Origin of the sequence: Loigolactobacillus backii (assembly GCF_001663675.1) — a bacterium.
GTDB lineage: Bacteria > Bacillota > Bacilli > Lactobacillales > Lactobacillaceae > Loigolactobacillus > Loigolactobacillus backii.
The window spans coordinates 1018761-1037242 of the sequence record NZ_CP014873.1 but is presented as its reverse complement, the minus strand read 5'-3'; the positions used below and the strand labels follow the sequence as shown (position 1 = coordinate 1037242).

20 protein-coding genes are annotated in these 18482 nt (G+C 43.3%); 16 read left to right on the top strand and 4 right to left on the bottom strand.

Annotated features, from left to right (window positions below; genetic code table 11):
* Positions 1–376: 376 nt before the first annotated feature.
* The 8 genes from AYR53_RS04470 to AYR53_RS04435 all read left to right on the top strand — a co-directional run bounded on the left by AYR53_RS04470 (position 377) and on the right by AYR53_RS04435 (position 5423).
* Complete coding sequence (locus tag AYR53_RS04470; protein WP_068279027.1) at positions 377–1396, top strand: HesA/MoeB/ThiF family protein; 1020 nt, start codon at positions 377–379, stop codon at positions 1394–1396.
* Positions 1393–1860, top strand: a complete 468-nt coding sequence (locus AYR53_RS04465; protein ID WP_068279030.1) for a MogA/MoaB family molybdenum cofactor biosynthesis protein — start codon at positions 1393–1395, stop codon at positions 1858–1860. The genes AYR53_RS04470 and AYR53_RS04465 overlap by 4 nt, the downstream gene beginning before the upstream one ends.
* A gap of 8 nt (positions 1861–1868) precedes the next feature.
* Positions 1869–3092 carry a molybdopterin molybdotransferase MoeA gene (locus tag AYR53_RS04460; protein WP_068279038.1) on the top strand — a complete coding sequence of 408 codons (1224 nt, stop codon included), beginning with the start codon at positions 1869–1871 and terminating at the stop codon, positions 3090–3092.
* Positions 3071–3574: a molybdopterin-guanine dinucleotide biosynthesis protein B gene (gene mobB / locus AYR53_RS04455; protein WP_068279041.1), complete on the top strand. Its 504-nt coding sequence runs from the start codon at positions 3071–3073 to the stop codon at positions 3572–3574. Before AYR53_RS04460 ends, mobB begins: the two co-directional genes overlap by 22 nt.
* Positions 3562–4044, top strand: coding sequence for a cyclic pyranopterin monophosphate synthase MoaC (moaC, locus tag AYR53_RS04450; protein ID WP_068279045.1), 483 nt, complete (start codon positions 3562–3564; stop codon positions 4042–4044). The genes mobB and moaC overlap by 13 nt, the downstream gene beginning before the upstream one ends.
* Entirely contained in the window at positions 4013–4591 is a 579-nt protein-coding gene (locus AYR53_RS04445; RefSeq protein ID WP_167574657.1) for a molybdenum cofactor guanylyltransferase, read from the top strand. The genes moaC and AYR53_RS04445 overlap by 32 nt, the downstream gene beginning before the upstream one ends.
* 2 nt (positions 4592–4593) lie before the next feature.
* A complete protein-coding gene (locus AYR53_RS04440; RefSeq protein ID WP_068279051.1) occupies positions 4594–4854 on the top strand; it encodes a hypothetical protein in 261 nt (86 codons plus the stop codon).
* A 71-nt stretch (positions 4855–4925) separates the two neighbouring features.
* A complete protein-coding gene (locus AYR53_RS04435) occupies positions 4926–5423 on the top strand; it encodes a GAF domain-containing protein (RefSeq protein ID WP_239691366.1) in 498 nt (165 codons plus the stop codon).
* On the opposite strand, the gene AYR53_RS04430 is transcribed toward AYR53_RS04435, so the two are convergent.
* Positions 5413–6684 carry an ISL3 family transposase gene (locus AYR53_RS04430; RefSeq protein WP_068279055.1) on the bottom strand — a complete coding sequence of 424 codons (1272 nt, stop codon included), beginning with the start codon at positions 6682–6684 and terminating at the stop codon, positions 5413–5415. The genes AYR53_RS04435 and AYR53_RS04430 overlap by 11 nt on opposite strands.
* A gap of 233 nt (positions 6685–6917) precedes the next feature.
* On the opposite strand from AYR53_RS04430, the gene AYR53_RS04425 reads away from it, so the two are divergent.
* The 7 genes from AYR53_RS04425 to AYR53_RS04395 all read left to right on the top strand — a co-directional run bounded on the left by AYR53_RS04425 (position 6918) and on the right by AYR53_RS04395 (position 14247).
* The gene (locus AYR53_RS04425; protein WP_068279058.1) at positions 6918–7946 is read left to right on the top strand and encodes a sensor histidine kinase; all 1029 of its coding nucleotides are present in this window, start codon (positions 6918–6920) and stop codon (positions 7944–7946) included.
* A gap of 214 nt (positions 7947–8160) precedes the next feature.
* Positions 8161–8814 (top strand): response regulator, encoded by a 654-nt coding sequence (locus tag AYR53_RS04420; RefSeq protein ID WP_068279061.1) that lies wholly within the window; start codon positions 8161–8163, stop codon positions 8812–8814.
* A gap of 166 nt (positions 8815–8980) precedes the next feature.
* Positions 8981–10291 carry an IS1380 family transposase gene (locus AYR53_RS04415; RefSeq protein WP_068279064.1) on the top strand — a complete coding sequence of 437 codons (1311 nt, stop codon included), beginning with the start codon at positions 8981–8983 and terminating at the stop codon, positions 10289–10291.
* 821 nt (positions 10292–11112) lie between these two features.
* On the top strand, positions 11113–11874 hold the full coding sequence (locus AYR53_RS04410; protein WP_068279067.1) for a flavodoxin family protein: 762 nt from the start codon (positions 11113–11115) through the stop codon (positions 11872–11874).
* A 107-nt stretch (positions 11875–11981) separates the two neighbouring features.
* The gene (locus tag AYR53_RS04405; RefSeq protein WP_068279074.1) at positions 11982–12245 is read left to right on the top strand and encodes a hypothetical protein; all 264 of its coding nucleotides are present in this window, start codon (positions 11982–11984) and stop codon (positions 12243–12245) included.
* Between the two features lie 5 nt (positions 12246–12250).
* A complete protein-coding gene (locus AYR53_RS04400; RefSeq protein ID WP_068279075.1) occupies positions 12251–13231 on the top strand; it encodes a hypothetical protein in 981 nt (326 codons plus the stop codon).
* A 38-nt stretch (positions 13232–13269) separates the two neighbouring features.
* Positions 13270–14247, top strand: coding sequence for a polyprenyl synthetase family protein (locus AYR53_RS04395; protein ID WP_068279079.1), 978 nt, complete (start codon positions 13270–13272; stop codon positions 14245–14247).
* 58 nt (positions 14248–14305) lie between these two features.
* Here AYR53_RS04395 and AYR53_RS04390 read toward each other — a convergent pair whose 3' ends face one another.
* Both AYR53_RS04390 and menB read right to left on the bottom strand, forming a co-directional pair.
* Entirely contained in the window at positions 14306–15748 is a 1443-nt protein-coding gene (locus AYR53_RS04390) for an o-succinylbenzoate--CoA ligase (protein WP_068279082.1), read from the bottom strand.
* 9 nt (positions 15749–15757) lie between these two features.
* Positions 15758–16579 carry a 1,4-dihydroxy-2-naphthoyl-CoA synthase gene (menB, locus tag AYR53_RS04385; RefSeq protein WP_068279083.1) on the bottom strand — a complete coding sequence of 274 codons (822 nt, stop codon included), beginning with the start codon at positions 16577–16579 and terminating at the stop codon, positions 15758–15760.
* Between the two features lie 42 nt (positions 16580–16621).
* On the opposite strand from menB, the gene AYR53_RS04380 reads away from it, so the two are divergent.
* Positions 16622–17002 carry a PaaI family thioesterase gene (locus tag AYR53_RS04380; RefSeq protein WP_068279085.1) on the top strand — a complete coding sequence of 127 codons (381 nt, stop codon included), beginning with the start codon at positions 16622–16624 and terminating at the stop codon, positions 17000–17002.
* A gap of 301 nt (positions 17003–17303) precedes the next feature.
* On the opposite strand, the gene AYR53_RS04375 is transcribed toward AYR53_RS04380, so the two are convergent.
* Complete coding sequence (locus AYR53_RS04375; RefSeq protein WP_068279087.1) at positions 17304–18482, bottom strand: nitrate/nitrite transporter; 1179 nt, start codon at positions 18480–18482, stop codon at positions 17304–17306.

Sequence of the window (18482 nt, the reverse complement as noted above, 5' to 3'; positions counted from 1 at the left end):
TAACCTATTTTCTAATAGCCGTTAAAGCAGAATTAACTTAGCTGTAGTTGATTATTAAGAAGACTTTTTACGTCTGGGACCGTTAGAGGCTAATTAACCGTAAAGGTAGCCTTTGGTCTAAGACGTGTTAACGCTAATTTGTTTAAACGTGCCGCAAAAGGCAGCTTCCTGCGCTTAGCTACGATCGCCAAATCATCTGTTTCACAGATGATTCGTCAATCTAGGCTGCGACTCGGACTTCGGTTTATCCTAGTCCGATCGACATCGTTAGTAATCCTCAGAATCTAAACGCTTTTCCAAACACTCTCTAGGCTAATGCTCGGAGCCTAGACGCCTTTTGCGGCACTCTTCTAAATTGAAAGGAGGACATCCACTAATGGATCGTTACGATCGGCAAGCGCGCGTCAAACAAATTGGCGCGGCTGGGCAAGCTAAAATTAGTGCCAGTACCATTTTAATCGTTGGGTGCGGCGCTTTAGGCAGCTATGCAGCCGAACAGCTAGTTCGCGCTGGCGTTAAACAACTTTACTTGGTTGACCCGGACACTGTTAGTGAAACCAACCTCCAACGACAAACGCTTTTTACTGAAATTGACGCCGCTCAAGCCAATTTCAAGGTTGAGGCAGCCGCCCGTGTGCTTCGGCAAATTAACCATGAAGTGGCCGTCACCACTTTTCCAGTTGGACTTCGACCGGAATTGCTGGCCCAAATGGACAAGCTAACCTTGGCTTTAGATTGTACCGACAACTTTAGCGTGCGCGACACACTTAATCGATTGGCGCTAAACCAACACTTTCCTTACATCTTCGCTGGCTGCGCTGGTGTTTCCGGCAATTTAATGTTCATTGACCCCAGTCATGGTCCTTGCCTCAACTGTGCCTTTCCCAATTTGGCCCAGTTAAAAGAGCGTGATTGCGATGTTTTAGGCGTTGCAACCCCGCTAATTCCATTAGTTTCAGCGCAACAAATTGCCCTGGCCCTGCGCTACATTGTTGAGGGCCACGTTGCCAATAATCAGTTAATGACGATCAGCTGTTGGCCAGCAAGTCAGCACCAATTTCAAATCAAAAAACAGTCTACTTGTCCAATTTGTAGCCAGGAAAAAGTGGCGGTTCCAGTAACCGATCGCACATTACTGCGAACTATGTGTGGTAGTCAGGCCTATTCCGTTTATTTGCCGACGACGGTACCACTGGCCGCAATCAGTAACTTATTAAAAAAGGAGCACGTCACTTTTCAGGCTGCTAAGGCCTTCATCAATTTTCAGTGGCACGGTGCAACTGTTAGTTACTTTAAAACGGGCAAGCTACACTTATATGATTTAGCCAACAAAAACGCGGCAGAACTCGTTTACCGCGATCTGTGGCATTTATTCAAAGGAGCAATTCAATTATGACAACCGCCGCAATTTTAACAATCAGTGATACCCGAAGTCTGGCCAGCGATAAAAGTGGTCAGTACATCAGCCAGGCTTTGGCCGAACAAGAAGTTAAAGTGGCCAAACGTTTAGTTGTGAAGGACGACGTTGTTGAAATTCAAAGTGCCTTTTTACAATTAGAACAGCTAAAAATTGATTTATTAATTACAAACGGGGGAACGGGCATTGCTAAGCGCGATGTTACTTTTCCGGCCCTTGAGCCTTTACTGCCCGTTCCAATTCCAGGTTTCGGCGAGGCCTTTCGTAGTCTAAGCTACGACGAAATCGGCTCACACGCGCTAGCTTCCCGGGCAATGGCTGGTTTTAACACCCGGGAGCAACTTTGTTTTGTTTTACCTGGTTCAACTAACGCTTGCAAAACGGCGCTGAATCAATTAATTTTACCGGAATTTAGTCATTTATTATTTGAAAGACGAAAGTAGGTTATTAAATGTTAGATCGTAGAAATCCAATTACACTTGAAGAAGCACAGGCCAAATTAGCGGCACTTCCCGTTTACCGCCGAACTGAGGAAATTTCGATTGACCAGGCTAATCACCGTATTTTAGCGGAGGATGTTCACGCAACTTATGATTACCCAAATTTTCGTCGTTCTGGCTACGATGGCTACGCAATTCGCAGTGAAGACGATCAGGACTACCCAAAGATTTTCAAAGTTCGCGGCGAAATTCAAGCCGGCGCAACTTTCGATGGTGATCTTGGCGAAAATGAAACGGCACGCATCATGACTGGCGCCTTTGTTCCAGACAACGCTGGCAAAGTGATTATGCTTGAACAAACCCGCGCCGTACCAGATCAGCCAGAGCAGGTCAAAATTATGGTGACTGGCAAAAATGACAATATCACCCCAGCCGGCTCCGAATTTAAACAAGGTGATCTTTTAATCGCTGCTGGCACGGAATTAAATCCTGGTGGTTTAAGTCTATTAAGTGCCTTTGGCCAGTCTAAAGTGTTAGTTTACCGCCAACCGCGCGTGGCACTAATCACAACGGGAACTGAATTACTCCATCAATGTGAGCAACCACAACCTGGTAAGATTTTTAATAGTAACGGTCCAATGATCGCTAATTTAGTCAAAGAAAGTGGCGCCATTTTAACCGAAGAAATTCAGCTACAGGATGACTATGAATTACTAAAATCCAATCTGAAAAGATTGCGTGCCAGCAACGATGTTGTCATTACTGATGGCGGCGTTTCTGTTGGCGACTTCGACTACTTGGCCGAGGCCGCTCGCAATTCGGACGAACTTTTATTCAATAAATTAAAATTACGACCAGGTAGTGTCACAACTGCTTTTGTTGACCAAAATACTTTGGTCATGGCCTTATCAGGTAATCCTGGCGCTTGCTTTACTGGCTTTTATTTATTTACTGAACCAGTTTTACGCCGGTACGTTGACCAAGCCTCTAAGTCACAAAAAGTCACCGCCATTTTGGAAAAGCCGTATCACAAAACAAACGGCTACGACAAGGTATTACGGGGAACTTACCGCTTGGCAGCGGATGGTCGCTACTACGTTCAACTTAACGGCAGCGATCGTTCCGGCGATCTGGGCAATTTACAATCAACCACTTGTTTATTCAAAATCCCCCACAGTCACGAACCAATCGCGTTAAACGCCGAGGTGGAAACATGGTTGCTCCCCTTCAAGTAGTCGGCTTTAAAAAAAGTGGCAAAACAACAACGATTCAAAGCTTTTTGGCCGTGTTAAAACAATATGATCAATCAGTTATTGTGTTAAAGCATGATGCCCACAACGCCAGCGTGGATCAACCACAGACGGATACCGCTAAGTTTAGTCAGGCCGGCGCGGCAACCACCATTTTGGCAACCGCTCAAGGCATCATGCTCCATCAGAAAATAACCGAACAACCAAAGGCGGCCGACCTAGTGGCGCAGTACCGCCAAGCCGATCAATTCTGTTTGCTTGAAGGTTTTAAAGAAGCTAATTATCCAAAATTAGTACTGGTACGACCAGGCGAAAAAGCACGTGATTTTACGCAATTAAGCCACGTTTTGGCCTTTGCCAGTCTCACCCAGCCTGAATTTTCAGACTGTATTGATTTTTCAACAACAACTAAGCGCGAAGCTTGGTTTAATCATTTTTTACAAGGAGGACAAACATGGCCGAATTAACCCACTTCAACGACCAAAATCGTGCTAAAATGGTGGACGTCACGCAAAAAGACGTCACCTTTCGCATTGCCAAAGCAACTGGCCAAATCATAATGCAGCCGGCAACTTTAGAACGCATTCACGCTGGTACTATGAAAAAAGGCGACGTTTTGGCTGTCGCCCAAGTTGCGGGAATTATGGCCGCTAAAAAAACCAGCGACTTAATTCCCATGTGCCACTTAATTCCTTTAACCGGCGTCGATATTCATTTTAGTGACGACGACAAAACTACCATCACAGCAGTTACTACCGTTAAAACGAAACACGTTACTGGCGTTGAAATTGAAGCCCTAACTGCTTGTCAGATTGCCCTATTGACCATTTACGATATGTGTAAGGCAATTGATCGCGGTATGATAATTTCTAACATTCACCTTGTTGAAAAAGATGGTGGTAAAAGTGGCCACTTTGAATTTAATGACGAGGCCTAAAAAAACAATCGGCCTTATTTTGGCCGGTGGTAAATCACAACGTTTTGGTCAAGACAAGGCTCTGTTTACCGTTCCTGAAATTGGCCGGCCCAATATTCAAGTCACCACCAATTTACTGCAACCATTTGTTAGTCAAATCATTGTTGCCGCAAACTCAACCAACAGTACCGCAATCCGGCAGTTATTACCGGCCACGGTTGAAATCATCCCGGATCAGCAACCCTACTTAGCCGCTGGTCCTTTAGGTGGCTTGTTTGCGGCCACGAAGCAGATCTCCGGTGAACAAAATTACATACTTCTGCCCACCGACTACCCCTGGTTGACACCTCAGATTTTACAGCGGCTACTGGCGGTAAATGATAGCTTTGTCCAAACGGCCGAACACAATCACTATACGTTGGCCCACTTTAAAACTAGTCATCAGGAAGTGGCAGCAGCCTTGGCCCAAGATCAACGGCGCTTGCAAGTATTCATCAAACAACGCTGTCGACCACTAATCTTTTCAACTAGTCAGGCCTTTACAAATTTAAATACTTGGGAGCGATAACTATGTTAACTAAAGAAGATATGAGCGACGCTGATTTTCAAAAATTACTCCAAATCACCTTAATGGATTTGCGAATTCGGCGAACCTTACTGGAAAATGATATTGCGGATCAACGCGCCGACCTCCGAACTTTGGAACAAGACGAGGCCATTGAAAAATTAGAACAGCAAATTCAACCAATTCGGCGGGATTACGATCATTACCACCAATTTATTGATCCCGAAGTAAAACCAGCTAAAGACAGTTATTTTTCTGCGGACTAGCCGGTCGAAAAATAGAAATGTCCCGAAAAAAGAACTCAAATATGCTATACTCAGGAAGGAGTGACAATGATATGGGTGATGAAGAGATCGCAAAAGAGAGCGTCTTCAATAATCTTGTTCAGACTATCTACCACCAAGAAGATTTCGATTTCGTCGGCATAGCGTTGCAAGAAGTAACGGGCCTACGAAAAATTCGTTGGCGCTTTGCCGCTGGTAACACTAACGAACGTTTTCGCCGAATCGTTTTACGAAGTGGTATCGGCATTGCTGGCTTGGTTGTTCGAACTGGCGAGCCGTTTATTGAAAATGATCTTGAACACCATCAATATGCCGATTATATTTCCTGCCCAATCACAATGGTCGAACACCTGACCAATGCCGTCGCAATTCCAATTTTGGATAGCGATCAGTTAGTCAGCGGTGTTTTGCTTGCTGGTTATCGTAATCACCAACGTGTCACTGCTCACTCCAGTCACGTGTTGCAGGAATACTTAGCGCATTCCAATAATTTTGGCTCTTCGTCAACTGTTGTTGGTGAATCCATATTTCGAGTTCTAATCACTTCGTGATTAGGGCTCTTTTTGTTTTGATTTTGAAAACGTATAGTACTCGAGTTCTAAACCTCCAGAAGCTGCGATAGCCAAAACTGGCTCGTTTGATCGCCTTGATTTTATTATTAGAACCTTCCAAAGGACCATTTGAATAGTGTGTGGTAAAGGTGTTACGAATCTCATCATGATGGCTTTCAAGTGTTTTAATCGTGTTCTTCATTTCTTCAGAATACGTTTTGTTATTCCAAAATGCCGCATTGTAGTTATGCCAATCTTGATGTTGGACAGCTGACCGGACGCTGTTTAAGACTTGATAAGTTTGTTCTAGTTCTGAATCCAACGATAACAGCTGATGGACAACATCGGTGGCAGCCATCCAGTAAGGAAAATTAGTCCACTTTTTGAATTGTTCAAAGTTAAGCTGTTCAGTTGGTACTAACAACAGCTTCCAGTAGCGCTTAAGGGCGTGAAATTCGCGAGAAGACGGGGTAAACTTCTTCATCACCTTGATTCTGGTTTTGTTAAACGCCCGATTTAGGGCGTTGATAATATGAAACTTGTCCATGACCACCATGGCATTGGGGAACACGGTCTGCACAAGCTTGGGGTAGGTATAATTCATATCAGTCACAATAATTTTGACGTTTTCTCGGGCAGCTTGATCGAAGCGGTAAAAATACTTCTCTAGTTTATTGATGGTTCGATAAGGGAGTAAGTCGATTAATTCATGGGTTTCGCCATTCATGAACTCAAAGCTCATGGCACCAGTAGCGCTCTTGGTACTCTTCACCTCATCCATTAAGATGATCTCTGGTAAATAGTGCCAATTGGTTTGAAAGTCTCGTTCAGCGCGCATTAACTGGCGGCCCACAAATGAATCTGATGCCGATACTTCATTGGCAATGTGCTTCAAAGAGACCGGTTCACCGAGCTTCTCTAGGCATTCTTTGCGGCTGGTGTTTGAAATTGTACAGTGTTTCGGAACTGCCAATGTTTGTGCAAGAAAGTTGCCGTGACATTCTTTACAGTGGAAATAGCGGCGCTTTAAGGCTAAGATGACGGTGTTGCTCAGAACCTTCGAGAATCTGATAGTGGTATTGCGCCAGCCGTAGTTAATAATCTTTTGATCATTGATAATCCCGCACTTGGGACAAGCCTTCGGCGTGTAATCCAAGTGGCCAGTTAAGCGAATAACCCCGTCTTCTCCAGTTTCACCGTCAGTAATTTTTAGGTTCTCGTCAGCTATTCCTAATAATAATTTTGTAGTATCATGACACATAGGGCATTTCCTTCTTTCTGAAAAATCTTCGTGGTGGTTGACTTGGATGAACGGACAGGAAATGTCCGCTTTTTTATTCTAGCCATAAATAAAAAATCTGTCATCAGTAATAGATGAAAATCTATTACCAACAACAGATATTGTAGAACCATAATTTTTAACTATTCACGTGATGAGGCTTACCTTGTCACGTTTTTTTTCGCTATTTTATTTTTACCTTGGAGGTGAAAAACTTGTTAGAATCTGCCAATTGGGTTGAGAAAAACTTCAGCGAGACGGCCGATGCTATTTTCATTTTTCAAGACGATCAACTACTAGTTTCTAACCAAGCAGCTCAGACACTACAGGCTGATTATGATTTGAGCACCACTTACATTACTGAACTTATGCAAGCCGTCGTCAAACAACAACGAACAAAAACTGATGACTGTTTCAACTGTGTTGTCAAAGGAATGGCTAAAACTTTGGTTCCGCTTACCTTAAAGTCAAAGGACGGCCAATCTTTCTCCTTCTTTGTGGTTTATTCTGAGCTAGATCACGCCAAAAAAGTCTACTCATTAACGCTAAAAAGTGAGGCCTTAATGCAACGAATGGATCAATTGGCCCAACAACGAAAGTTAGTCCAGTACGTCAATCGTGCCCATGAGGAAGAACGAAAGCGTCTGTCGCAGGACTTGCACGATAGTATTGCTCAGGGCGTCTACTCTGCCATTATGGGGGTCCGTCATTTAGATCCCGCAACTAGTCACACCAACGATGCCGCCTTTAATCACCAAACCAAGTTGATTGAAAAGCAGTTATACGAAACGCTGCAAGAAGTTAAAGGAATGGCCTTAGATATTCGGCCCTCCGTCCTTGACAGCTTTGGCTTAGAATCCGCGTTAAAGGCCCTAGCAAAGCGTTTAGAAGAAAACACCGGAATTGCTATTATGGTAGTTTCACATAACGCCGATCAGCTTAATTTGGTGGAAGATGTCCAAACGGTCCTCTACCGCATTGCACAAGAATCCATGACCAACGCCATCAAACACGCTTCGGCTAATGAAATCAACCTCATGCTAGTCGCTCACGACCACCGAATTAGCTTAGAAATAATTGATGATGGATCAGGGTTTGATGTTCAAAAACACCTTAGTTTTAATGGGCATTCACTCGGCTTAATGAATATGAATGAACGTGTCAAAGCTCTAAATGGTGTTTTTCAGATCAACTCTAAAATTGGTGAAGGTACAACTGTCAAAGCTGAATTTCCCATCGCCTAATCTTACAGTATAATTGTGTGCCAAATCGGTTTTAAGTAATTAGGTACTGGAAACCGTTTTTTAAATACGTATACACTTGCTAGGTCAGGAAAACACTGCCAGAAGTAATTTCCAAACATGGCCTAGCGGATGCCTTTCCAGTTGACCACTGGATCAACCTAACCAAAACTTAGATTTGGCTCATTTTTAATTTGTTACTATGGAGGCCACGCACTTGCATAAGGTATTAATCGCCGATGACCACGCAATTGTTCGCAGTGGTCTGTCATTTCTTATTAATCAGCAAACCAATTTTCAAGTTGTTGCCCAGGCAGCAAACGGCAATGAGGCCTTTCTTCAAATTGAGCGCGCTGACGTTGATATTATTGTTCTTGATTTAAACATGCCGCCTGGTGAAAGTGGGCTAATTACAACTCAACGAATCCGTGAACGTTACCCCAAGATGGGGATTGTCATTTTATCAATGCACGAAGAACAGGAATACATTGATAAGGCGATGCAAAACGGCGCTAATTCGTACGTTCTAAAAAGCTCGTCCGATGATGAGTTATTAAGCGCGCTTAAATCTGTGGCTAATCACCAAACCTACGTTGATCAAAACATTATTTTGACCAAAACGGACTTGGCCGAAATTAATTCACAAAAAGTTAATGTCAAAATGAAAGGATACGCAGATCTCTCTAGTCGCGAAAAGGAAGTTCTTCCCTTAATTGCGCTTGGCTATTCAAATAAAGAAATCGCAAAAAAATTATTTATCTCAACCAAAACCGTTGAGGCCCACAAAGCCAGCATCAACCGTAAATTAGGCTTTAAGAACCGGGTAGAATTGGTCCATTACGCTTTGCACCACGGACTGATTGATTTTTAAACCTGAATTATTCACCATAAGTTCTCCAAGTACAGTGTCACCCCGGTATCATGGGCGGTACTGTGTTTTTTATTTTTCACCTTTTTAGTGCAGAAAAAGAACCTCCGATTTGGTATAGTTGATTCACCACAAGTCAGCTATCCACCCAAAGAAAGAGGTCCTTCTCATGGCAACTTTACCGGGAAAACGAGTTAATTTCAATCCTAAATTACATATTTCGCACACTGGTGGTGAACTTTCCACTGATGCTGGGCTAGTGTTGGTCAAAGAATTAATGGCGCAACTCAATTTCACGACCTTAGCGTATCAATTAGTCCATTTTGATGACCAGCGCCATTACGCTCGTTACAGCAACGTTAGTCTACTAGAACAGGTCGTGCTGCAGTTGATCGCCGGTTACCCGGCCGATCTAGCTGCCACCAGTTTGCGCAATGACCCCACATTTAAATTACTATTGGCACAACCGCAATTGGCCTCACAACCGTCATTATCCCGTTTTTGGCAACGCTGTGACGAGCAGACCATCACCTCATTACAAACGTTGAATCAAGCATTGCTTGACCAAGCGTGGACTGGCGCCAAGCAACAACAGCTGATCCTCGATATTGACTCGACTCACGCCGATACTCATGGTCATCAGGAAAAAACGGCCTTTAATGCGCATTACGGTACCACGGGTTACCATCCGCTGGTCGCTTTTGACGGGCAAACGGGCCACTGTTTAAAGGCTCAATTGCGCCCAGGTAATGTTTATACCAGTACGGATATTGCCCCCTTTATCACACCACTACTACAGCACTATCATCAAGTCAAACCGAACGCTGATATCTTGGTCCGCGGGGATAGTGGCTTTGCGACTCCAGAATTATACGAAACTTGTGAAGCCAACGACACTTTTTACTTGATCCGCCTGAAAGCCAATCGGCGGCTGAACCAACTGGCTGAACGTTTTGTTCAGATCAGTGATGAGCAGAATTGGACTGAGACCGAGGTCCATTATTATCGCGCGTCTTATCAAGCCCGATCATGGTCTAAGCCGCGCCAGATCTATATTAAATCAACTCGACCAGCTGGTGAATTGTTATTTCAACATGAATACCTCGTGTCCAATTTAACGAGTTTTGTCGCCGAAGATGCATTTCACGCCTATCACCAACGGGGTCAAATGGAAAACTATATCAAGGAAGCCAAGGCTGGCTTTTACCTGGATAAAATGACTAGCTCGCAATTTATACCAAATTATGCCCGCATGATGCTCAGTGTCCTCGCTTATAATTTAGTCAGCTTGATGCGCCAATTGTTGCCTGTACAACATCAGCGATTACAGGTTACAACCTTGCGCTTATGGCTGTTTAAAGTAGCGGGTAAGCTGGTGACCAGCGGCCGGCAACTTTATCTAAAATTAAGCCGCCACCACGTCTATCAGGATTTGTTTTATCAACTGTTAGCTCGAATCCAAGCGCTACAGTGGGGCTAAACTGGTGCAAAAAATCAAAAAAAGTCGGTTCGGCCAAGGGGCAAGTATGCTCAAAATTGAGGATCAAAAATTTATCCAGCCCCATAATTTGGTAGCCTTTAGCAAAAACAGTACATCTTGGTTTGACTACGCCATAGCAGCACGAGAATTGGTCCAAAATTGTGCGGTATGCCGATATTAAACCTCGTATGAATAATTCGGGTTTAAAATGACAATATTAAGTCTGGGTAGTTGTTCCAGACTTTTTTTGATTATCTAGGCGAAATAGCCTAGTGAAAAGTTTTCTATTCTAAACGCGCTAAAAGGACTAGATTCCTGCGGTTGCCATGTTTCAACTTGGCGGTTTTCGCCTTAGTTGAATGGACAACGTATGAAGCATCAAGATTATTAGCGAGCTGTGCTAATAATCCTCAATTGCGGAATAGTAGCTACGTTTGTCAGATCATTCACTGCGCAAATAATCTGGCAAACTAGGCAGTGTTTGAAATTTGGTATTTCCGGCCTAGTTTGATGGAAACGTGTTTGGAAAAGCAGATTCCTGCGGTTGCCATGTTTCAACTTGACGGTTTTCGCCTTAGTTGAATGGACAACGTATGAAGCATCAAGATTATTAGCGTTTTGTGCTAATAATCCTCAATTGCGTAATAGTAGCTACAACAGCCAAATCACCTTTTTCAAAGGTGATTCGTCTGTTTAGGCTAATCCTCAGAATCTACCCACTTTTCCAAACACTCTTTTGGGTAAAACCCTAATAGTCGTGCGGCTCAATAATCGTTATGCTATTAGGTGAAGATTGTTACATAAAGTTGGAGTGATCAATTGTGAAAGTTTTAGGTATTCTAGGTTCTCATAAAAAGGATGGTATCACGGCGCAGTATTTGGCCGCAACGGCTAAGGGGATCCCCGACGCAGACAGTTATGAGCTGTTGTACCTTGCCGACTATGATATCAAACCTGATATGGGCCAGGAAAATCCTGTTTTAGATAAATTAGAAACAAAGTTGCAGGAAAGTGATTTTTGGATTATCGCCGCACCAACCTATTGGGGCGCGTTATCCGGGATCATGAAAAACTTCTTTGATTGTATGCGACCGCGAATGGTACGCATGACTAAAAAAGCGGACACCTTACCCGCTCAGTTTAAAGATAAACATTATTTGTCGATTACGACTTGTTTTATTTCCAGTTTTGAAAATTTCTTCACCGGAATTACGGATGACACTTTCAAAACAATTGATCGTGCCCTTACTGGCGCTGGTTTAATCAAAGTTACCGAAATTGTTGGCACTGGCACTTGGGGCCAAGAAGAGGCCGATCCTCAAAAATTGGCGTTATGTCAACGTTGGGGTGCAAAAATAACCGCTAAAAAGAAAAAGGATGATAACACTTTGAAACGATATCTAGAATTGTTCTGCATGATTGCCGCAATGGCACTGGTTACAATGGGACTACAACAACTAATTTTTGGCGTTTTCGCCACTGGCAAGTTCTGGGCAACCTACGTTTCATTTGTGCTAATTTTCTTTATTTTATTAGCCTCATTACTACACTTCTTCACTTTTCTCCGCCACAGAAGACGTTAAGCCGTTACAGTTGACCCCTAAATAGGAAGTGGGAATAAATATCTTAACTGCTTACTTATTCCAGAGCCTTACTCTAAAACGTGAACCCAAATTAAGGAGGACGCAGCATGGCACACAATGTTAGCCGAACCGAAGAACTTACTGGCATCTTAAATGACGTTAAGCGGCACCGTTTTCGCAGCGCTCGCAGTATCAATCCGGCGTCAATGCTTTACCAAACGGCTCAGGATGCGGTCGCTGAAAAATTTTTGCGTAATGCCATAATTGAAGACGGCACTGACAAACCAGTTGCCAGCGTTGATTTACATAACGCCGAACTAACTGAAACTGGCGAAACTTTTTTAGCTGAACATCTGCCACAAAAGGACTGATAATTATGGATATTCAAGATAAATTAAACGCAAAATATGAAAATGTACCAATTTACACTTCTGGCTTTTATGCCGATCCTGAAAATACGTTGCAAAACCAATCCAAATTAATGACTGCCTTAAAAGCCTTCATTAAAAATCAGGATGCAGGGTCACCTTTTGCGCTACAAATTATGACAACCAATTCCGAGTTAACCATCGCGCCGCTCGGCTTATTAGATTTACAGGAATTACGAGACTACACCGCTAAAAAGCGCAAAGAAGAAGGCACAATTGCTAGTGATGAAACTCTGGCACTGCCTTTAGTCGTACAATTTGAACCACACACCGAAAACGCAAAGGTTCAACGTGAAATTGTCACCACAACTGATGACCTATTTAAAAACTTTAACCAAGCTTTCCCTAAAATTTGGGACCAGGTTAACCTTTTTTTGGAGGCCAATCAGAAATTATTAGACGATGTCGAAAATGATTTAATTATCGATAGTCAAAAGATTCAGCCCAAATTTGCGGAACAGATCCAGAAGCTTTCACTTGCCGAACGTAAGAAAACAGTCGGTTTCGAATTGCCTGACAGTGACGTCGAACAATTTTCCCGTTACATGTCCGACAACCAAGAAATCAAGGCAATCGCAAGTTCTGCCGCTTCATTTGCGCAAAATGAGATTGTTGCTGACCAACTATTTGCGCAAGCAATGAATGATCGTGTTTTGCGTAATACTTTCTTTTGGGACCTAGACAATACTTTTTATGAAGTTTTTTATTACTATTTAATCAAATATAGTAAAAGTAATGGTAAACTTGAAAAGCACTTGTATCACATTAAAGATAGCTTAATTTCAATGATGCGTAACGATGCTATGCAAAAAGCCAATAAGCAAACGCAAAATCCAAAGGCAAAAGTTGACTTTAATAAGTACTTTACTGACATTTTTATGCCAATTTCTGAGCATTTAACTGCTGAAATTGCTAAATTTAACGTATAATAAGTAACTAGATATTAAGAAAACAGAGGTATTTCCCTATGGCGCTTCAAATCTGGGATGATTTTCCCACCATTCAAACTAAATTAACAGCTTTGACACCTTACTTGATTGAAGCTGCACGAATCAAACAACCAGCAGTGAATGAGCGGGTACAGTCTTTGTTGCGTCATGGTGGTAAGCTAATCCGCGCTGGACTATTTTACTTGTTCAGTGAATTTGGGCCTGACCAAAATGAGGAAAGACTACAAGCTGGTGCCGCCGCAATTGAATTATTACATTTGGCAACCCTGATTCACGACGATGTCATTGATCAGGCACCTGAACGCCGGGGAACGCAGACGGTTCATACGCGCGTTGGTAATCGAAACGCGATCTACGCCGGTGATCTATTATTCACACTATATTTTGACCAAGTCTTAAAATCAGCGGAAACTTTTAATGACATCGCGGTTAATACCCACGCCATGCACGGTATTTTAGACGGCGAGTTAGATCAATACGATCTGAACTATCACTTAAAGGAAACGGTGGATCAATACTTAAAAGAGATTGAAGGCAAAACGGCAAAGCTCTTTGCTTTAGCCTGTGCCCAAGGTGCTAAATTGGCCCACGCAGACATGATTATTGTGGAATCGGCAGAACAAATTGGCCGTTCGATTGGCTTGGCCTTCCAAATTTTAGATGACGTTTTGGATTACACTGGTGAACAACAAGATATTCGTAAACCAATCCTTCAAGACATTCAACAAGGAATTTACACATTACCATTATTGTTTGCCCTTGAGGCGCAACCAGAAAAATTACGCCCTTACTTAAAACGAGGTATCCAGCTAACCGAGACCGATTTACAAACAATCCAAGCCTTGGTCACAAAGAGTGATGGCGTTGCTCAAGCACGCACCATGGCCAATGAATTAACTGACCAAGCCTTATTGGATATTAAAATGTTACCGGAAACGCCTGCCCGCCAGGCGCTGGAAACATTAACGCGCCGATTATTACAACGTGAACAGTAACCAACAAAATAGCGCCAGCTAAGCCAAAATTAATTTTTCAGCTTAGCTGGCGCTATTTTTATAACTTGTTTTGCTGATAACGTGCGTTTAGTAGTCGCCGCCGCTGAATTTTACCGCTTGCCGTTCGCGGAAAATCTTCCACTTGGTAAAATGCCACTGGTACTTTATAGTGGGCCAAATGTGCCCGCCCATATTCACGTAACGCCGTAGCTGTCAGCCTAGTTCCAGCCACAAAGGCAACTGGCCGTGCGCCCCATTTTTCATCCGCCACACCAACAACCACTATTTGGCTTAATTCTGGAAAATTAACGTAGGCCGCTTCAACTTCGTTAGGGAAAATATTTTCACCACCAGAGCTAATCATGTCGCCTTCTCGACCCTTAACAAACAGAAATCCTTCTGCATCTAGATAACCTAGATCACCCGTTTTAAACCAGCTAGCCGCCAACAATTGCTTATTTTTAGCCGGCCGCTTTAAATAACCGGGCGTTAATGTAGGCGACTGCAAATATATTTCACCAACTTGGCCTGGCTGGCTTGCTCCCTGGATTCGAACGCTAACTGGGAATAAAGGCTTGCCAGCCGAGCCAATCTTGCGTGGCGCATCTTTAAAACTCAGTGCGACTACCTGGGAAGCTGTTTCGGTCATGCCATAAGATTGAATCACCGGAATTTGTCGTTGTTGGCACACTTCTAGCGTTTCTCGATCAATTGGTCCACCGCCAAGCAGTAAACAGCGAAAGTGTGAATTGTACGGTACCATAGGTTGCAGCGCCAATAATTGTTTCAACATATACGGCACCACTGACATTGTTGTCACTGGCTGCTGGACCAAGGCCTGCGCAACTTTTCCGGCGTTAAATTGATCAAATAGCGTAACGGTCATCCCGTAAATCAAGCCGCGCATCATGATCGAAAAACCACTGATGTGAAAAATAGGCACTGCACATAACCAGTTATCATCAGTTCCTAAACCAAGATTTAAGGCTGAACCAACCGCAGAGTAAAAATGATTTTTAAACGTTTGCTGAACACCCTTGGGTCGACCAGTTGTTCCTGAAGTATACATAATCGTCGTCACTTGATCCTCAGCAAAGTCACTAATTATTTGTGCCCTGGCCGCCTTTATTTGGCGCAAATCGGTGAAAGTGAGCTGTTGTTCGACTTTTAATTGATACTGTGCCCCTAACTCATCGCTAACTAAACACAGCTGAATCTCCGCATCATCCAACTGAAACTGTAACTCGTCGCTGGCCAAACGACTATTTAGCAACACCAGCGTACAGCCAAGTTGCTGTAAGGCCAAAATAATCTCGTAGCCAGTCAAATTATTCTCGGTTAAAACTGCAACTCGTTTCGGTAAATGTTCCAGACCAGCTAAATGCTTTGCCCACTTTTGGACGTCTTGCTCTAATTCCTGAAAAGTTCGTTCTTGCCCCTCAAATACTACCGCCGTTTGTTTTGGTGAAAGCAAGACACGCTTAGTTAACCAATTCTCCATCTGCCCGGCCTAAGGAAACTTTGGAAATTGCTTAAAATCAGGCTTGCGTTTTTCATTGAAAGCATCGCGGCCTTCCTTGCCTTCATCAGTCGTATAAAACAACATTGTTGCGTCGCCACCTAATTGTTGTAGGCCAGCCAAACCATCAGTATCAGCATTCATTGCTGCTTTGATAAAGCGCAAGGCTGTTGGTGATTTCTGCAAAATTTCGTTACACCAATCTAGCGTAACGGATTCAACTTCGGCCAGTGGTACCACTTTATTAATCCAATTCATCTGGTAGGCCTCTTCGGCGCTGTAAAAATGATTTAAGAACCAAACTTCCTTGGCCCGTTTATGCCCAATTACTCGCGCTAAATAGCCAGAACCATAACCGGCGTCAAAACTACCCACTTTAGGGCCAGTTTGGCCGAATTGAGCATTATCGGCAGCAATGGTCAAATCACAAACTAACTGCAAAATGTTACCCCCGCCAACGGACCAACCTTTAACCATCGCAATTACTGGTTTAGGAATAATCCGAATTAAGCGTTGTAAATCAAGTACATTCAACCGGGCAATTTTGTCCGGACCAACGTAGCCGCCGTTGCCACGAACCCCCTGATCGCCACCAGAAGAAAATGCCTTATCACCGGCACCAGTTAAAATAACCACGCCAATTGATGAATCGTCTCGGCAGGTGGTGAAAGCATCGATCATTTCCTCCACCGTCACTGGTGTAAAAGCGTTCATCCGCTTCGGTCGGTTCATCGTTATCTTGGCAATACTATCCGCCCGTTCAAAAATGATTTCTGAGTAGTCTTTTACCTTTTCCCATGTTACTGTGGTCATATATTATCCACTCCATTTCTAATCGATTGTGAGGACACCATTATGAATCTAATTGAATTTTTGGGTATTGAAACAGTTAAACAAACCGCCGAACAAGTTGTCTTGCGTTTACCGGTGACTGACCAATTGAAACAGCCTTTTGGCCTCGTTCACGGTGGCATTAACGCCGTTCTTGCTGAAACCGCTGCGAGTCTGGGTGCTAACGAAAGTGCCCGGGCGTGGCACAAAATTGCTGTTGGCGTGGATCTAGAAGTCCACCATTTGCGTGCAGTTCAGGCCGGCGTCCTAGAAGCTACTGCAACACCAATTCATGCTGGTAAAACAGTGCAAGCCTGGCAAGTTGAACTAACCGAAACAACCAAACAAGTTGTAACCGCCAGCGCTACAGTTACCTTGCTGCTTCAAAAACAAGCGCGTGTTTGAAAAAACGCCCCGGTTCCGAGCATTAGTCTAAGTCGTGTTTGGAAAATACCTTTACTAGTATTTACCTGACTAATTTAGTGTAACCGTGTTTAGTCCGGAACGTGCCAGCAAAATTAAGTCTACACCAAACCTAGATCAGAATAAAAGCCGAATGCTGTTTCAAAAAAGCAACCTCAACCAAATAAAATATGGCCCAAGAAGTAGCCTTTTTGCGCTTAGCCACCTAAATCTTTCGCCCACTAAGCTAATCAATTTATTAAGCTAACCCGCAAAACTTCGGCACTCCTTGAACCACTCTTTTCTAGCTTTTAACAATAAACGATCCGCCACGAATAAATTTCTGCCATAAAACGTACCAGCAGACAACGGCGAATAATGCTAATAACCAAAAGCCCCACGTATAGCTACCAGTTGCCTGTTTTAATGTTCCTAGTAGAATTGGTGGAAAATAGCCGCCTAAGCCGCCAATGGCACCAACAAAGCCTGTTACAGCACCTGTGTTACCTTTGGAGACGTAAGGAACCATTTTGAAAATAATCCCATTACCAAGTCCAGCCGTTAAACCAATTAAGACTAAACCAATCAAGAACAGCATCATTGTGCTTAAAGTTAAGCCCATTTCAACTGCAAAGATCGCAATTCCAATCAATACCCACTGTAATAGTGCCATCGGTCGAAAATGATCGGATAAAACACCCCCGACTGGGCGAACGATCGTACAAAAGCCTGAAAAAACGGCCGCCCAGAGTCCAGCGTCAACGGCATTCATTTTGAAAAGGCCGCCTAAAAGTGTTGGTGTGAGATTACTGAAAGACATGAATAACCCAAATGTTAACGCGTAGAATAAGGATAAGTACCAGGTATTCGCATCTTTAGCCACTGACAGAGAATCCTTTAAAGTCTTACTCTTATCAACTGGCATTTCTTTACATAAAACTGCAAAAAGAACAATTAAAACAACCAAAACGCCGATCAGAAAATTGTAAACCGACGTAAAATTCCATCTAGCCGCAATTCGCGGCAACGTTAAAGCCGCTACGGCATTACCGATATTACCCAAGCTAGCAATTCCTAGCACTAAGCCTTGGCGTTCCGGTGGAAACCAAACTGAAACGTACGAGATTCCTACAGCAAATGAAGTACCGCTCATCCCCAGTAATAGTGCAACAAATAATAGCATTCCAAATGAGTGAACTCGTGGAACTAAGAATAACGGAATTAAAACAAAAATCATTAAAATAATGTAAACTTTTTTACCACCATAACGATCACTTAAAATCCCAACTGGAATTCGCATAATTGATCCCAGCAATACTGGTGTTGCTAACAGCAATGTCCGTTGCGACACCGATAATGAAAATGTCTTAGCAATTTGCCCTGCTAATGGTGCGAAACTTGACCAAGCCATAAAGCAACCCACCATGGCCAAAGTCCCCATGGTTAGTGCCATTACGGCATTAAATTTGCTTGCTTTTTGCAT

Coding starts and splice junctions, on each gene's coding strand:
- AYR53_RS04470 (WP_068279027.1), top strand. CDS start 377: ATGGATCGTTACGATCGGCAAGCGCGCGTCAAACAAATTGGCGCGGCT.
- AYR53_RS04465 (WP_068279030.1), top strand. CDS start 1,393: ATGACAACCGCCGCAATTTTAACAATCAGTGATACCCGAAGTCTGGCC.
- AYR53_RS04460 (WP_068279038.1), top strand. CDS start 1,869: ATGTTAGATCGTAGAAATCCAATTACACTTGAAGAAGCACAGGCCAAA.
- mobB (WP_068279041.1), top strand. CDS start 3,071: ATGGTTGCTCCCCTTCAAGTAGTCGGCTTTAAAAAAAGTGGCAAAACA.
- moaC (WP_068279045.1), top strand. CDS start 3,562: ATGGCCGAATTAACCCACTTCAACGACCAAAATCGTGCTAAAATGGTG.
- AYR53_RS04440 (WP_068279051.1), top strand. CDS start 4,594: ATGTTAACTAAAGAAGATATGAGCGACGCTGATTTTCAAAAATTACTC.
- AYR53_RS04435 (WP_239691366.1), top strand. CDS start 4,926: ATGGGTGATGAAGAGATCGCAAAAGAGAGCGTCTTCAATAATCTTGTT.
- AYR53_RS04430 (WP_068279055.1), bottom strand. CDS start 6,684: ATGTGTCATGATACTACAAAATTATTATTAGGAATAGCTGACGAGAAC.
- AYR53_RS04415 (WP_068279064.1), top strand. CDS start 8,981: ATGGCAACTTTACCGGGAAAACGAGTTAATTTCAATCCTAAATTACAT.
- AYR53_RS04405 (WP_068279074.1), top strand. CDS start 11,982: ATGGCACACAATGTTAGCCGAACCGAAGAACTTACTGGCATCTTAAAT.
- AYR53_RS04400 (WP_068279075.1), top strand. CDS start 12,251: ATGGATATTCAAGATAAATTAAACGCAAAATATGAAAATGTACCAATT.
- AYR53_RS04395 (WP_068279079.1), top strand. CDS start 13,270: ATGGCGCTTCAAATCTGGGATGATTTTCCCACCATTCAAACTAAATTA.
- AYR53_RS04390 (WP_068279082.1), bottom strand. CDS start 15,748: ATGGAGAATTGGTTAACTAAGCGTGTCTTGCTTTCACCAAAACAAACG.
- menB (WP_068279083.1), bottom strand. CDS start 16,579: ATGACCACAGTAACATGGGAAAAGGTAAAAGACTACTCAGAAATCATT.
- AYR53_RS04380 (WP_068279085.1), top strand. CDS start 16,622: ATGAATCTAATTGAATTTTTGGGTATTGAAACAGTTAAACAAACCGCC.
- AYR53_RS04375 (WP_068279087.1), bottom strand. CDS start 18,482: ATGCAAAAAGCAAGCAAATTTAATGCCGTAATGGCACTAACCATGGGG.